15 protein-coding genes are annotated in these 13,053 nt (G+C 67.8%); 13 read left to right on the top strand and 2 right to left on the bottom strand.

Annotated features, from left to right (window positions below):
- Nucleotides 1–308 precede the first annotated feature (308 nt).
- The 9 genes from dxr (at nt 309) to MJ797_RS23170 (ending at nt 9,426) form a co-directional block, all read left to right on the top strand.
- Nucleotides 309–1,550, top strand: coding sequence for a 1-deoxy-D-xylulose-5-phosphate reductoisomerase (gene dxr / locus MJ797_RS23210; RefSeq protein ID WP_239341200.1), 1,242 nt, complete (start codon nt 309–311; stop codon nt 1,548–1,550).
- Nucleotides 1,551–1,604: 54 nt separating this feature from the next.
- Nucleotides 1,605–2,798: an RIP metalloprotease gene (locus tag MJ797_RS23205; RefSeq protein ID WP_239341196.1), complete on the top strand. Its 1,194-nt coding sequence runs from the start codon at nt 1,605–1,607 to the stop codon at nt 2,796–2,798.
- 321 nt (nt 2,799–3,119) lie between these two features.
- On the top strand, nt 3,120–4,274 hold the full coding sequence (gene ispG / locus MJ797_RS23200; RefSeq protein WP_239341194.1) for a flavodoxin-dependent (E)-4-hydroxy-3-methylbut-2-enyl-diphosphate synthase: 1,155 nt from the start codon (nt 3,120–3,122) through the stop codon (nt 4,272–4,274).
- 18 nt (nt 4,275–4,292) lie between these two features.
- Entirely contained in the window at nt 4,293–5,144 is an 852-nt protein-coding gene (locus tag MJ797_RS23195) for a GNAT family N-acetyltransferase (RefSeq protein ID WP_239341192.1), read from the top strand.
- A 145-nt stretch (nt 5,145–5,289) separates the two neighbouring features.
- Nucleotides 5,290–6,363 carry an ABC transporter substrate-binding protein gene (locus tag MJ797_RS23190; protein WP_239341190.1) on the top strand — a complete coding sequence of 358 codons (1,074 nt, stop codon included), beginning with the start codon at nt 5,290–5,292 and terminating at the stop codon, nt 6,361–6,363.
- Nucleotides 6,364–6,400: 37 nt separating this feature from the next.
- Nucleotides 6,401–7,162 carry an ABC transporter ATP-binding protein gene (locus MJ797_RS23185; protein WP_239341188.1) on the top strand — a complete coding sequence of 254 codons (762 nt, stop codon included), beginning with the start codon at nt 6,401–6,403 and terminating at the stop codon, nt 7,160–7,162.
- Entirely contained in the window at nt 7,152–8,057 is a 906-nt protein-coding gene (locus MJ797_RS23180) for an ABC transporter permease (RefSeq protein WP_239341186.1), read from the top strand. The genes MJ797_RS23185 and MJ797_RS23180 overlap by 11 nt, the downstream gene beginning before the upstream one ends.
- A 98-nt stretch (nt 8,058–8,155) precedes the next feature.
- Nucleotides 8,156–8,611 carry an Rrf2 family transcriptional regulator gene (locus MJ797_RS23175; protein WP_239310488.1) on the top strand — a complete coding sequence of 152 codons (456 nt, stop codon included), beginning with the start codon at nt 8,156–8,158 and terminating at the stop codon, nt 8,609–8,611.
- Nucleotides 8,608–9,426, top strand: coding sequence for an HAD family hydrolase (locus MJ797_RS23170; protein ID WP_239341184.1), 819 nt, complete (start codon nt 8,608–8,610; stop codon nt 9,424–9,426). Before MJ797_RS23175 ends, MJ797_RS23170 begins: the two co-directional genes overlap by 4 nt.
- Here the strand turns inward: MJ797_RS23170 and MJ797_RS23165 are convergent.
- Together MJ797_RS23165 and MJ797_RS23160 are read right to left on the bottom strand one after the other, a co-directional pair.
- On the bottom strand, nt 9,412–9,888 hold the full coding sequence (locus MJ797_RS23165; RefSeq protein ID WP_239341182.1) for a DUF4439 domain-containing protein: 477 nt from the start codon (nt 9,886–9,888) through the stop codon (nt 9,412–9,414). The two genes, MJ797_RS23170 and MJ797_RS23165, sit on opposite strands and share 15 nt — an antisense overlap.
- 5 nt (nt 9,889–9,893) lie before the next feature.
- Nucleotides 9,894–10,418, bottom strand: a complete 525-nt coding sequence (locus MJ797_RS23160) for a hypothetical protein (RefSeq protein ID WP_239341180.1) — start codon at nt 10,416–10,418, stop codon at nt 9,894–9,896.
- Nucleotides 10,419–10,505: 87 nt separating this feature from the next.
- On the opposite strand from MJ797_RS23160, the gene rimP reads away from it, so the two are divergent.
- The 4 genes from rimP to MJ797_RS23140 form a co-directional block, all read left to right on the top strand.
- Nucleotides 10,506–11,144 carry a ribosome maturation factor RimP gene (rimP, locus tag MJ797_RS23155; protein WP_239341178.1) on the top strand — a complete coding sequence of 213 codons (639 nt, stop codon included), beginning with the start codon at nt 10,506–10,508 and terminating at the stop codon, nt 11,142–11,144.
- Nucleotides 11,141–12,229 (top strand): transcription termination factor NusA, encoded by a 1,089-nt coding sequence (gene nusA, locus MJ797_RS23150; protein ID WP_239341176.1) that lies wholly within the window; start codon nt 11,141–11,143, stop codon nt 12,227–12,229. The genes rimP and nusA overlap by 4 nt, the downstream gene beginning before the upstream one ends.
- Nucleotides 12,230–12,233: 4 nt before the next feature.
- Nucleotides 12,234–12,581, top strand: a complete 348-nt coding sequence (locus MJ797_RS23145) for a YlxR family protein (protein ID WP_255739415.1) — start codon at nt 12,234–12,236, stop codon at nt 12,579–12,581.
- Between the two features lie 60 nt (nt 12,582–12,641).
- Nucleotides 12,642–13,053 (top strand): translation initiation factor IF-2 N-terminal domain-containing protein (locus tag MJ797_RS23140; protein WP_255739413.1); only part of this gene is annotated, 412 nt, incomplete at its 3' end.

Genomic DNA, 13,053 nt, shown 5'->3' with positions numbered 1-13,053 from the left:
CCCCAGCCCCGCTCCTTGATCCACGCACTTATTGCCGGGCGCTCTTATTCCCCGAGAACATGTGATGACGGTGCGTATTTTTGTGATGGCAGCGCGTCGGTGCATATGGGGGCGTGTTGCGTACCCGCTCACGCGGAGTCATCGGTTTTTGGCGAATTTCGCCTATTCGGGTTGAGGTCGGCCTGACTATGGCAAAGAACACTTTATTGGTGACCACTGTCCTCTTTCTGGCGCGGGAGTCCTGTCCAGGCGGGGCCTGGTGTCGGGTGGCGAACACGTGTCGGCGTGGCGTCCGGGCGCCTGCGACAATGGTCGACGTGGTCGAGACGCCGCTGCCGCGCGAGGTTGTCCTGCTTGGTTCGACTGGTTCCATCGGAACCCAGGCCATTGATGTGGTGAAACGCAATCCCGACCGGTTCCGCGTCGTCGCGCTGACCGGCGGTGGGGCAAGGGTTGACCTGCTGGCTGCTCAGGCCCTTGAACTGGGTGTCGAGGCGGTTGGCGTAGCCCGGGCCTCCGCAGCACAGGATCTCCAGCTCGCCTTCTACGCGGAGGCCTCCCGGCGGGGCTTCCGCAAGGGCGAGTACGCCATCCCGAAGATCCTGACCGGGCCGGAAGGGGCCACGGAGATCGCCGCGTGGCCCGCTGACGTTGTCCTCAACGGCATCACCGGGTCGGTTGGCCTCGCGCCCACGCTCGCCGCGCTGCGGGCCGGCCGTACGGTGGCCCTTGCCAACAAGGAGTCACTGGTCGCCGGTGGCCCCCTGGTGCTGGACGCGCTGGACGGCGACCCCTCCCGACTGGTCCCGGTGGATTCCGAGCATTCGGCGCTTGCCCAGTGCCTGCGGGGCGGCCGGGCCGAGGAGGTTCGTAAACTTGTCCTCACCGCCAGCGGGGGGCCCTTCCGGGGCCGTTCCCGCGCCGAGTTGGGCCAGGTGACAACGCAGCAGGCGCTGGCGCACCCCACCTGGGACATGGGGCCGCTTGTTACGATCAACTCGGCCACTCTCATGAACAAGGGTCTCGAGCTGATCGAGGCGCATCTGTTCTTCGGGGTGCCCTATGACGACATCGACGTTGTCGTCCACCCGCAGTCGCTGGTGCACTCGATGGTCGAGTTCGTCGACGGGTCGACGTTGGCGCAGGTCTCCCCGCCGGACATGCGCCTGCCGATCGCCCTTGCCCTGGGATGGCCCGATCGGATACCCGATGCGCAGGCTCCGATGGACTGGCGGCGCGCCCAGTCGTTGACCTTCGAGCCCGTGGACGCGGCCGCGTTTCCGGCGATCGATCTCGCCCGTGAGGCCGGGCGTCGTGGTGGGACGGCGCCCGCCGTCTTCAACGCCGCCAATGAGGAGGCCGTGGCGGCCTTCCTCGGGCACCGCCTGCCGTTCGTGCGCATTGTCGATGTTGTGGCCGAAGTGGTCACGGCGCATACGGTGGTGCAACATCCGAGCCTCAACGAGGTGTTGAGTACGGAGCAGGAGGCGCGTGAGCAGGTGCGCGCCATCATCGATCAAGGAGTTGATCGAACAGTGATGCCTTCGTGACACTGAGGTACAACGCGAGATTCTCCAGCGCTGTGATCGGGGTGTGATCGCACCATGACCAACGCGATTGGTATCGTCGCGTTTGCCTTGGCTCTGATCGTCTCCATCGTTCTCCATGAAGCCGGTCACTTTGTGACGGCTCGTCACTACGGCATGAAGGCATCGAAGTTCTTCGTCGGATTCGGCCCGACGCTGTGGTCCCGTACTCGGGGTGAGACCGAGTACGGGATCAAGGCGCTTCCGGCCGGGGGATTCGTCAAGATCGAAGGGATGACTCCGCTCGAGGAGATTGATCCGGCTGACGCCGATCGGGCTTTCCACGGCCGGCCAGCACGCCAGCGGGCGGTGGTGTTGGCGGCGGGGTCGTTCATGCACTTCGTCATCGCCATTGTGCTGATCTACAGTGTGCTGCTGCTGCTCGGGACCACGCGTCCCAGCGAGAACAAGGTCGGCCGGACGGTCTGCGTGCCGGTGAGCGGCCCGTGTGCCTCGCAGGCGTCGGTGGGGCCAGCCGAGCTGGCGGGTGTGCATGTCGGCGATCGGGTCGTGAGCTTCGACGGGACGCCGATCCGGGACTGGGCGCAGTTCACCCGTCTTATTCGTGATCATGGTCCGGGGTTCGCGGCCCTCGTTGTCGACCGGGGCGGTCAGCTCCTCACACTACGGCCCGAGCTGGTCTCGGTCCGTCGTGACCGTCAGACCGGGCTGGCGGGCAATGATCAGGTCGGGGCAATCGGCATTGCGCAGGGCGTCGACGTTGTGCGTTACAACCCGATTTCGGCCATCCCGAGAACCGCGAGCATCCTCGGCGGTGGCGTCACCGGGATGTACGACACGTTGGTCCACCGGCTGGGCGACCTCACGAACCTCTTCGGCAAGGACCGGAACGCAAACGGTCTGGTCGGCGTGGTTGGCGCGGCACGGGCCGGCGGTGAGCTGCTGTCGGCGCAGGACGTTTCCGTCGGCCAGCGGATAGGTGACTTCCTCGTGCTGGTGGCCGGGGTCAACCTGGCGGTCGGCCTGTTCAACCTGCTACCGCTGTTCCCACTGGACGGCGGGCACCTGGCGGTTCTCGGCTTCGAGCAGGCGCGGCACGGGGCGCGCCGGCTGACCGGTTACCGGGGGCCGGTGAAACGGGTCGACCTCGTGAAACTTCTGCCCGCGGCATACGCCATGGTCGCGTTCTTCGTTGTCCTGAGCCTGCTCATTCTGTCCGCCGACATTGTCAATCCGATCAGTTTCAACTAATCCGATCAGTTTCGACTAGCGCACGTGTCGCGCCGGGCGGTTGCGTGCCCGCGCGACACGCGGACAGCGGGTCCCGTACGGCGAAGGAGGAGTTGGTGGCCAAAGAGCGTGCGATCATAATTTTTTCGCGCGCCCGGTGGTTCCCAAGAGCCTCTGGTGGTTGAGGAGTATGTGATCATATTTTTGCGCCCGGCGGTGCCGAAGGCCTAGATGGTGGCCTGCTGTCAGCGACACCGCGTCCTCCGGCGTTGGCCAGTACCGCGTGACCTTCCGTCCAGCTTCCGTCCAGCTTCCGAGCATCGACACGCCAGTGAGGACATCGTGACAATAACTCTCGGCATGCCCGAGGCGCCGGCCATCCCGCTCGTCACCCGGCGTCGTAGCAAGCAGATCCAGGTCGGCAGCGTGCCGGTCGGTGGGGACGCGCCGGTCTCCGTCCAGTCCATGACCACGACGCTCACGTCCGACGTCAACTCCACGTTGCAGCAGATCGCGCAGCTGACCGCGGCCGGCTGTCAGATCGTGCGGGTGGCTGTCCCCAGCCAGGACGATGCCGACGCGCTGGCCGCCATCGCGAAGAAGTCGCCGATCCCGGTGATCGCGGACATCCACTTCCAGCCGAAGTACGTTTTCGCCGCGATCGATGCGGGCTGCGCGGCAGTCCGAGTCAACCCCGGCAACATCAAGACATTCGACGACAAGGTCGGGGAGATCGCTCGCGCCGCTTCCGCCGCGGCCACGCCTATCCGGATCGGCGTGAACGCGGGCTCGTTGGACAAGCGTCTGCTGGCCAAGTACGGCCGGGCGACCCCGGAGGCGCTGGTGGAGTCGGCGCTGTGGGAGTGCTCCCTGTTCGAGGAGCACGGTTTCACCGATATCAAGATTTCTGTCAAACACCATGATCCAGTTGTGATGATCCAGGCGTACCGGTTGCTTGCGCAACGTTGTGACTACCCGTTGCATCTGGGGGTCACCGAGGCTGGACCGGCCTTCCAGGGCACCATCAAGTCGGCGGTGGCCTTTGGCGCGTTGCTCGCGGAGGGCATCGGTGACACGCTGCGGGTGTCGCTGTCCGCGCCTCCCGTTGAGGAGGTCAAGGTCGGTATCGGGATCCTTGCGTCCCTGGGGCTGCGCCAGCGCAGCTTGGAGATTGTTTCGTGCCCGTCCTGCGGCCGGGCACAGGTCGACGTCTACAAACTGGCGGAAGAGGTCACCGCCGGACTGGAGGGAATGACGGTGCCGCTTCGGGTCGCCGTCATGGGCTGCGTGGTGAACGGACCGGGTGAGGCCCGTGAGGCTGATCTCGGCGTGGCCTCGGGTAACGGTAAGGGCCAGATTTTTGTCCGGGGCAAGGTTGTCAAGACCGTTGCTGAGGCGCAGATCGTCGAGACTCTGATCGAGGAAGCCATGCGGCTGGCCGAGCAGCTGGAGGCCGATGGGGTGGCATCCGGCGAGCCTTCGGTGTCGGTCGGGTAGTTCCCGGCGATTGTGATCATGGGCCTCCCGCTGCGCTCCGCTCCCACCCGTCTACTCGACGATCATGACCTGCCCGCGGTACGGGAGGTGCTCGCGCGTAACCCGGTCGCGGACGTGTTCGTCGCCTCCCGGGTGGAGACATGCGGGCTCGCCCCCTGGCGGTTGGGCGCGCAGATGTGGGGCCATGTGGTGGACGGCCGCTTGACCGCGGTGTGTTACTCAGGCGCGAACCTCTGGCCTGTCGCGGCGGGTCCGGCTTCGGCGAAGGCGTTTGCCGACCGGGCTCGCCGTCAGGGCCGTCGATGTTCCTCGATCGTCGGCGTGGCGGATGCGGTCCAGCTCATGTGGCGGTACCTGGAACCGGCCTGGGGGCCAGCCCGTGAGGTCCGGGCGGACCAGCCACTGTTGGTGATCTCTGAATCCCCCGCGGTGGCTCCTGACCCCGCCGTGCGCCCTGTCCGTCCTGACGAGCTGGATCTCCTGCTGCCGGCGTGCGTGGCGATGTTCACCGAGGAGATCGGCGTGTCTCCGGTACTTGTCGACGGCGGGGCGCTCTACCGGGCCAGGGTCGCCGAGTTTGTCAGCCGGCGCCGTTCCTTTGCCCGCATCGAAGACGGACGGGTCGTGTTCAAGGCCGAGATCGGCGCGGTGGCTGGAGACGTCTGCCAGATTCAGGGCGTGTGGGTGACTCCTGAGCTACGGGGCAGGGGGCTCGGGGCAGCGGGCACCGCGAGCGTGGTGGCGATCGCTCAGGCTACCCTCGCGCCCGTGGTCAGCCTCTATGTCAACGAGTTCAATCACGCTGCGCGCCGGGCTTATGAACGGATCGGTTTCCACCGGGTCGGGACCTTCGCGTCGATCCTGTTCTGAGCCGTCATCGGCGCTTTTTGACCTGCTCCTGGGTCTGGCGTGGTGGCCCTCCCTCTGGCATGCTCAGTTTTCCGACTAGTTCGATCGGTTTGCATGGCGTCGTGAGGCGCCCTTGCCGTGAGACAGCACATATGGGGGAAGGCTGATGTCATCGAGGAGGCTGTGGCGTCGAATCACGCCACTGCTCGCGGCCGGCGCGTTGGCGTTGGCGGCAACGGCCTGCTCGAGTGGGGGGAACGACGCCAGCGTGGCGACAGCGAGCTCGGCTGCCGCTCCGACGGGAACGCTGCGGCTCGGTTACTTTCCGAACCTCACTCACGCAGCCGCTATCTACGGTCTTGATCAGGGAATCTTCGCCGCCAAGCTCGGCGCGGGAGTGAAGATTGAGACCTCGACGTTCAATTCGGGCACCCAGGAGGCCGAGGCGATCCTCTCCGGTGCGCTTGACGCTGGGTATATCGGGCCCAATCCCGCGGTCAACACCTTCGTCAAGTCCAAGGGTGCTGCGCTGCGCATCATCTCGGGTGCGACCTCCGGCGGGGCTGGCCTGGTGGTGAAGAGCGGCATCACCTCGGTCGACCAGCTGCGCGGTAAGGTCATCGCCAGCCCTGGTCTGGCCAACACCCAGGATGTGGCGCTGCGGTACTACCTCAAGCAGCACGGCCTGGCCACCGACAAGAACGGCGGCGGCGACGTCCAGATCCGCCCACAGGATAACGCGGTGACGGTGGATGCCTTCAAGTCAGGTGCCATAGACGGGGCCTGGGTACCCGAGCCCACCTTGTCCAGGATGGTCGCCGATGGCGGAAAACTGCTGGTGGACGAGGCCTCGCAGTGGCCTGACGGTAAGTTCGTCACCACCTTGCTGGTTGTGCGCACCGACTACGCGCAGAGCCACCCCGAGATCGTCAGGCGCTTGGTGGAGGCGAACGTCGCCTCGATCGACGCGCTGGGCGCGGACCCGGCCAAGGGCCAGCAGGTCACCAATCAGGGGCTGGCGAAACTTTCCGGCAAGCCGTTGGCGGATAGCGTGATCGCGCCGGCATGGCAGCGGCTGACATTCACGCCCGACCCGGTCGCGTCATCGCTTGTCGCTTCGGCCGATCATGCACAGGAGCTGGGCCTGACGACCAAGGCCAACCTGGACGGAATTTTCGATCTGACGACTCTGAACGCCCTGTTGAAAACGCAGGGCAAGGATTCGGTGGCGTCGAAGTAGAAGAAGATCCGGTTGGGTAACAGGGGGAGAAGATTCCGTGGCCGCTGTCATTGACGCGAGCGCGGTACGGATCGACGGTGTGAGTCGGGCCTTCGGGTCCGGCCCACACCGGGTCCAGGCGCTTGACAATGTTTCCTTCAACGTCCGCCCGGGGGAGTTTGTCTGCCTGCTGGGCGCTTCCGGGTGTGGTAAGTCGACCCTGCTGGGCATTCTTGCCGGTATTGACCGACCCAGTTCCGGCGCCGTCGACGTCGGCGCGCGCAAGGTCGGTCTGATGTTCCAGGATTCGGCCTTGCTGCCCTGGCTCACCGCGGGGGGAAACATCGCCCTCCCGATGAAGATCCGAGGCGTTCCCCGGGCTGATCGCGCCAGCCGGGTTGAGGAGCTGCTGGCCATGGTCCGTCTTGCCGGTCTCGCGGACAAGCGTCCGCACGAACTTTCCGGTGGGATGCGCCAGCGGGTCAGCCTGGCCAGGGCGTTCGCCCAGGATGCCGACGTCCTGTGCATGGACGAGCCCTTCGGCGCGCTCGACGCGATGACGCGGGACCTGTTGCATGACGAGCTGGAGCGGATCTGGCGCGAGACCGGAGTCACCGTCCTGTTCGTCACCCATGACGTGCGGGAGGCGGTACGGCTGGGGGACCGCATCGTGCTGCTGTCGAGCCGGCCGGGGCGAGTGGCTGAGATCTTCGATGTCGGGATCGACCGCCCCCGCCGTATTGACGCGCCGGAGGTCGCGGCGCTGGCCGTGACAATTACCGCTCGGCTGCGGGCGGAGGTGAGTCGCCATGGCCGCTGAGACGACCATCGAATCCGATGTGCTCCGCATCTCCCGGAACACATCCACCGACGTGGCCCTCGCTGGTCTCGACGCCCTTGACACTGGCCAGGCGCCCAGGCGCCCGCTCGCCTTGCGGATATGGTCGGCGACCTGGCCGAAGCTGGGAGCCGTCGCGATTTTCCTGTTGTTGTGGCAGGCCCTGGTCTGGAGCGGCTGGAAACCGTCCTACGTACTGCCCGGCCCGGATGAGGCGTTGCCGGAACTCGGGCGCCGGCTCACGAGCGCCGACTTCTGGTCGGCGTTCGCCCGCACCATGCAGCGCGCCTTCGTCGGGTATGTGTTGGCGGTCCTGATCGGCGGGGCGGTGGGGCTGGCCGTGTCCCGGTTCACGCTGCTGCGGAGCGCGGTCGGCTCATTCATCACCGCGTTGCAGACCATGCCCTCGATCGTGTGGTTCCCGCTGGCGATCCTGCTGTTCAGGCTCACTGAATCAGCGATCCTCTTTGTTGTCGTGCTCGGTGCGGCACCATCGGTCGCCAACGGCGTCATCAGTGGCATCGACTATGTCCCGCCGCTGTTGACCAGAGCCGGTCACACCATGGGCGCACGTGGCCTGAAGCTCTACCGGTTCGTGGTGGCACCGGCGGCGCTGCCGTCGGTGGTGGCTGGGCTGAAACAGGGCTGGGCGTTCGCCTGGCGGAGCCTGATGGCTGGTGAACTGCTGGTCATCGTGCCCGGCCACCCGTCCATCGGCTCGGATCTGGAGAACAGCCGTCAGTTCCTGGAGGCGACCGGTGTGATCGCATCCATGCTGACAATCTTCATCATCGGAGTGCTGGTGGACTCCGCGTTCAACGCCGTGGACCGTCGGATGCGCGCCCGCCGGGGGCTCCTGCCCGAACAGTCACGCTGAGGCAGGGCAGGGCCTGTCTCAGGAGCAGGCAGGAGGTGCGGCCCCGAGGGGCCCAGCTATGGGGAGCACGTCAGGACCATGGCCGGCAAGATGGAGACATGCAGATCTCCGCACGAGCTGACTATGCCCTGCGCGCGTTGCTGACACTGGCAGCTTCCGACGGGGAGCTCGTGAAGGGCGAGAGCCTGGCGACCGCGCAGGACCTGCCGCTGCGGTTCCTGGAGAACATCCTCACCGATCTCCGCCGGAGCGGCTTGGTGGCGAGCAGACGTGGCGCTGACGGCGGTTACCAGCTCTGTCGGCCAGCGGGTGAGATCACCATCGCGATGGTGATCCGAGCGACCGACGGCCCGCTGGCGAGCGTACGGGGCCGCCGGCCGGAGGACGCGGCGTACGAGGGCGCGGCCAAGCACCTCCAGGATGTGTGGATCGCGGTACGGGTCAGCCTGCGGCGGGTACTGGAGGAGGTCACACTGGCCGATGTCGCCGGTGGGAACCTGCCGTCCATCGTCTGTGAACTCAGCCAGGACCAGGACGCCTGGGTCGCCCGGTGACCAACGGCGCTCGTCCGGTTTCATCGGTTCCGCTGGTTCCGCCGCCAGCGCCGGTGCCGGCTGTCGAGGCGGTGGTCTTCGACTGGGGCGGCACCCTGACCCCTTTTCACGACGCGGACCTGCTGGACCTGTGGCGGCTGGCCGCGCACGACCTCGCCCCGGGCCACGTGCGGGAACTGACCCAGGCGCTGGCGGACTCCGAACAGCAGTGGTGGGCGACAGCTGGCGGGTCGGGCCGCAGCGGGACGGTCACCGAGCTGCTCGCCGTGGCGTCGGCGGCGGTCGGGCTTGACGTGGCCGGCGCCGTGCATCGGGTGGCTGGCCGGCATGACCTGTGCGCCTGGACGCCGCACACGGTGTGCGACCCGGACGCGCTGCTGCTGTTGCACCTTGTGCGCATCCGCGGGCTGCGGATCGGTTTGTTGACCAACACGCACTGGCCTCGCGCGTGGCACTCACGATGGCTTGCCCGGGACGGTCTGCTGGACCTGATCGACGCCCGGGTCTACACCAACGATCTGCCCTTCGCCAAGCCGCACCCGGATGCGTTCCGCGCCGTGCTCGCCTCGCTCGGCGTGCGCGACCCCCGGACGGCGGTGTTTGTCGGCGACCGTCCAGCGAGTGACATAGCCGGGGCCCGCGCGGTCGGGATGCGGACCGTGCTGCTGTCCGACGGCGTGGCTCCTCGGCCGGGGGAGCGGGGATCGCGCGGTGCGGCCGGGGCCGACGCGGTGATCGGGCGGCTCGGGCGGTTACTCGGTGTCCTGGACGGTTGGGCGGCCGGGCTCCACCGGCCGTTCTCACGCGCCGGGTAGCGCCCGGCTGGCCTGGGCCACCGGCTGGCCGGCCGCGACACGAGCCTGCTGGCCGCGCACGGCCATCCCCGTCAGCGCATCGGTCACCAGCGCGCGCATCTCACCGGTCAGCTCGCCGACCGCGTCGTATGCCGCGGCCGACGAGCGGTCCTCGATACCGGCCAGCAGCAGTAGCACTCCGGTCAGGTCACCGGATAGCGCAGGCAGCTGGTACGCGGCCTGGGCCGGTGGCGCGGTGCCGCCCCGGTCGAGGATCTCGGCCACCAGCCGGTCGCGCAGCTCTCGATGGGCGGCGAACGCGTTCTCGGCGAGGACGCGGGTCGATTCCGCGGCTGACCGTAGTGGAGCCAGCTCACCGCCGGCCGCGGCGGCGGCATATACGGCGGCGTGCTCAACGGCAAGCAGGTTCGACAGCGTCTGTACCGTGTCAGGGGCGGGTGGGCGCTGCCGCGGGGCCGGCATCAGGCTCAGCCGACCAATGGGGCGAGCAGCTCGCCATGGGCGGTCTCGGCCGCGTGGATGCTAGCCAGCAGCGGCGCCAGACTCGCCGACGCGGCCAGGCACTGCGCGCGCAGGGAAGCCGCGGCGCCACGCTCCAGCTTCAGCAGCGCCGCCATGGTTGTCGGCGCGGACGTGGCCACGTCAGGCGTGCTCGCAACGGTGACGGCCGGTGATGGCCCACCGGGCGCGGCCGTCGTGGCCGCCATCAGGCGGCTGACATGCTCGGCGTGATGAGCCCGTACCACACGCAGCGTGGCCGCGACTGACGGATACGCAAGAATAGCTCGATCGTACGCGACGAGCAGCCCCTGTTCCGACTCGACCGCGGACCGGCGCAGCGTGTCGTCCGTCGTGGTCGTCACCGGGGTGGTAGCGGGCTCCCGAGGCGATCGTGTCCAGCTGCATCCGGCCAGGGCTGTGGCCGCCGTCATGGGCAGCACGCCGAGCAGGGCGCGCCTGGAGCATCCATGGCCGGGAATCATCGGGCTCACGGACCAGCAGCTTGACACAGAGCTCCGGATGCCCCGGATGAGGCTCGGGCCGTGACCGACGTAGGCTGAGGATCTCGAGAGGATGTCATGCCGACGCGTGGCGAAGGAGAGGAGCGGGTCGACGTGGGCGACGCCGTGGCCCCAACCAATGCCGGTGGCGGGCGGGGCCGGTCGCGAGGCACGGACGCCGCGGACCGGGGCCGGGCTGGCCGGGCCGAGCTGCTCCGCCTGCTTGCGCCAGAGCTGGCGACCCACGGGTTTGACCTGGAGGACGTCGTCATCACCCGGGCGGGTTCCCGCAGCGTGCTGCGGGTGGTGGTGGATCGTGACGAGGGTATCGATCTGGACGCGGTCGCCGTGGCCAGCCGGCTTGTCTCCGCTGCCCTCGACGCGGTCGATGGCGACGGACTCGTGTCTGGTCCGTATGTGCTCGAGGTGAGCTCGCCGGGGGTGGACCGCCCGCTGGTCGCGGCCCGGCACTGGCGCCGGGCCCGGGGACGGCTGGTTTCGGTGCGCACCAGGGACGGCAGGCAGCTGCTCGGCCGAGTACGCACCAGTGGGCCCGAATCGGTTGATCTCACGATGGACGACGACAATGGGCCAGCCGGTGCGGTGACGCGAATATCCTTCGCGGATGTCGTCCGGGCCGAGGTACAGGTGGAGTTCCGTACGACCGGCGAGGATCCTGCGACCGGGGTGGACGCGGAGGGGGAGGCGGAACGATGAAACTCGATGTAGCGGCACTGCGCGGGATCGAACGGGAGAAGGACATCTCCTTCGACACGCTGGTGGAGGCGATCGAGACCGCGTTGCTGACGGCCTACCGGCACACCGGCGGCGCGGCGCAGGACGCCCGTGTGGTCGTCGACCGGACGTCGGGGTATGTCGCGGTCTACGCCCGGGAGACCTCCGTGGACGGGATGACCCGTGAATGGGAGGACACACCCGACGATTTTGGCCGGATCGCGACGATGACGGCCAAGCAGGTAATCATGCAACGGCTGCGCGAGGCGCAGCAGGAAATCACCTACGGGCAATATGCCGACCGCGAGCATGACGTCGTCTCCGGGGTCGTGCAACATCACGAGCAGCGGGCCGGTTCCAAGGTCGTCCTGGTGGACCTCGGCACTGTCGAGGGTGTGCTCCCGCCGGCCGAACAGGTCCCCGGCGAGCGGTTCGAACACGGTGACCGCGTCAAGTGCTATGTCGTCAGTGTCGTCCGCGGGGCGCACGGTCTCACCGTGACACTGTCGCGAACCCATCCGGAGCTGGTCAAAGGCCTGTTCCGGCTGGAGGTCCCGGAGGTGGCGGACGGCACGGTGGAGATCGCCGCGATCGCGAGGGAAGCGGGGCACCGCAGTAAGATCGCCGTTCGGTCGACTGTCGCTGGCGTGAACCCGAAAGGCGCCTGCATCGGTCCGATGGGCAGCCGGGTGCGTGCCGTCATGGCCGAACTGTGCGGCGAGAAGATCGATATTGTCGACTGGTCCGCCGAACCGGCTGTCTTCGTGGGCAACGCGCTGTCGCCGGCGCGGGTCGCTCGCGTCGACGTCACCGACGAGGCGGCTCGCTCGGCCCGGGTGGTCGTGCCGGATTACCAGCTTTCCCTCGCCATCGGCCGGGAAGGGCAGAATGCCCGGCTGGCCGCCCGGCTGACCGGTTGGCGCATTGACATCCATTCGGATACGGAAGGCAGCGGTGGCCCGGCGTCGAAAGAAGGTCCTGAATCGCTGCCCCGGCGGGTCACGACGCCGCCCGCGGCCCGGAGATCGCCAGCTGCTGGCAACCACTCCGCGGGCGCAACGGGATAGACTGATGGCGGCGCGCCGTGCGGAGCCGCTTCGCACCTGCGTAGGGTGCCGTACCCGGGCGGTGCGGAGCGACTTGGTGCGTATGGTGGTAGTTGGTGGTGAGCTCGTACCCGATGTTCACCGTCGAATGCCAGGGCGGGGGGCACACCTGCATCCCGATCTGGCCTGCCTCGATCTCGCGGAGCGCCGCAGGGCGTTCCCGCGAGCGCTGCGCGTTCCAGGGCCACTTGGGCTTGGGGGTGTCAGAGGCCATCTGGTCAAGCAGTTCACGGAAGATTGGACGACATCACCTGATGTCGACATGGAAGCAGGTCGAGACAGCGATGACCGCGCGATGAGCACGCAGCCATGATCACGACCAGCAGGTAACGAGGGTCACGCGGGCGGACCGCGGGCCGAAAGAAGGAGCACCGTGGTAGGAAAGGCCCGCGTACACGAGCTCGCCAAGGAGCTTGGAGTCGACAGCAAGACCGTGCTCGCCAAACTAAAGGATCTTGGTGAGTTCGTGAAGTCGGCTTCGTCCACAGTCGAGGCACCCGTCGTTCGAAAGCTCAAGGAGTCATTCCCGGTCGAAGGCGCGGCAACGCAGCGGTCGTCCGCCCGCGGCGGTACGTCCCAGGGCAACACGCAGGGCAACGGAGGCCGGCCGGGTGCTACTGGTGCCCGACCAGGACCTGTGCCCCCCCGTCCCGGTCCGCGGATGCCTGGCCGGCCAGGCATCCCGGCCGCCCCGCCCCGGCCGCACGCCCCAGGCGCTGGGGCGACCGGCCCTGGTCCGGCTCAGCCAGCCCCCGCCGCGCCCCCGGTCCCGACCGCGCCAGCGG

Source organism: Protofrankia sp. CiP3 (assembly GCF_917627345.1).
Taxonomy (GTDB): domain Bacteria; phylum Actinomycetota; class Actinomycetes; order Frankiales; family Frankiaceae; genus Protofrankia.
This window is presented reverse-complemented; position numbering and strand designations above follow the sequence as displayed.

What these genes read in the sequence shown, in the direction of transcription:
- nusA (WP_239341176.1), top strand. Translation starts at nt 11,141, where the DNA reads ATGAAACTCGATGTAGCGGCACTGCGCGGGATCGAACGGGAGAAGGAC.
- MJ797_RS23175 (WP_239310488.1), top strand. Translation starts at nt 8,156, where the DNA reads ATGCAGATCTCCGCACGAGCTGACTATGCCCTGCGCGCGTTGCTGACA.
- MJ797_RS23190 (WP_239341190.1), top strand. Translation starts at nt 5,290, where the DNA reads ATGTCATCGAGGAGGCTGTGGCGTCGAATCACGCCACTGCTCGCGGCC.
- rimP (WP_239341178.1), top strand. Translation starts at nt 10,506, where the DNA reads ATGCCGACGCGTGGCGAAGGAGAGGAGCGGGTCGACGTGGGCGACGCC.
- MJ797_RS23180 (WP_239341186.1), top strand. Translation starts at nt 7,152, where the DNA reads ATGGCCGCTGAGACGACCATCGAATCCGATGTGCTCCGCATCTCCCGG.
- MJ797_RS23145 (WP_255739415.1), top strand. Translation starts at nt 12,234, where the DNA reads ATGGCGGCGCGCCGTGCGGAGCCGCTTCGCACCTGCGTAGGGTGCCGT.
- MJ797_RS23165 (WP_239341182.1), bottom strand. Translation starts at nt 9,888, where the DNA reads ATGCCGGCCCCGCGGCAGCGCCCACCCGCCCCTGACACGGTACAGACG.
- MJ797_RS23205 (WP_239341196.1), top strand. Translation starts at nt 1,605, where the DNA reads ATGACCAACGCGATTGGTATCGTCGCGTTTGCCTTGGCTCTGATCGTC.
- dxr (WP_239341200.1), top strand. Translation starts at nt 309, where the DNA reads ATGGTCGACGTGGTCGAGACGCCGCTGCCGCGCGAGGTTGTCCTGCTT.
- MJ797_RS23195 (WP_239341192.1), top strand. Translation starts at nt 4,293, where the DNA reads ATGGGCCTCCCGCTGCGCTCCGCTCCCACCCGTCTACTCGACGATCAT.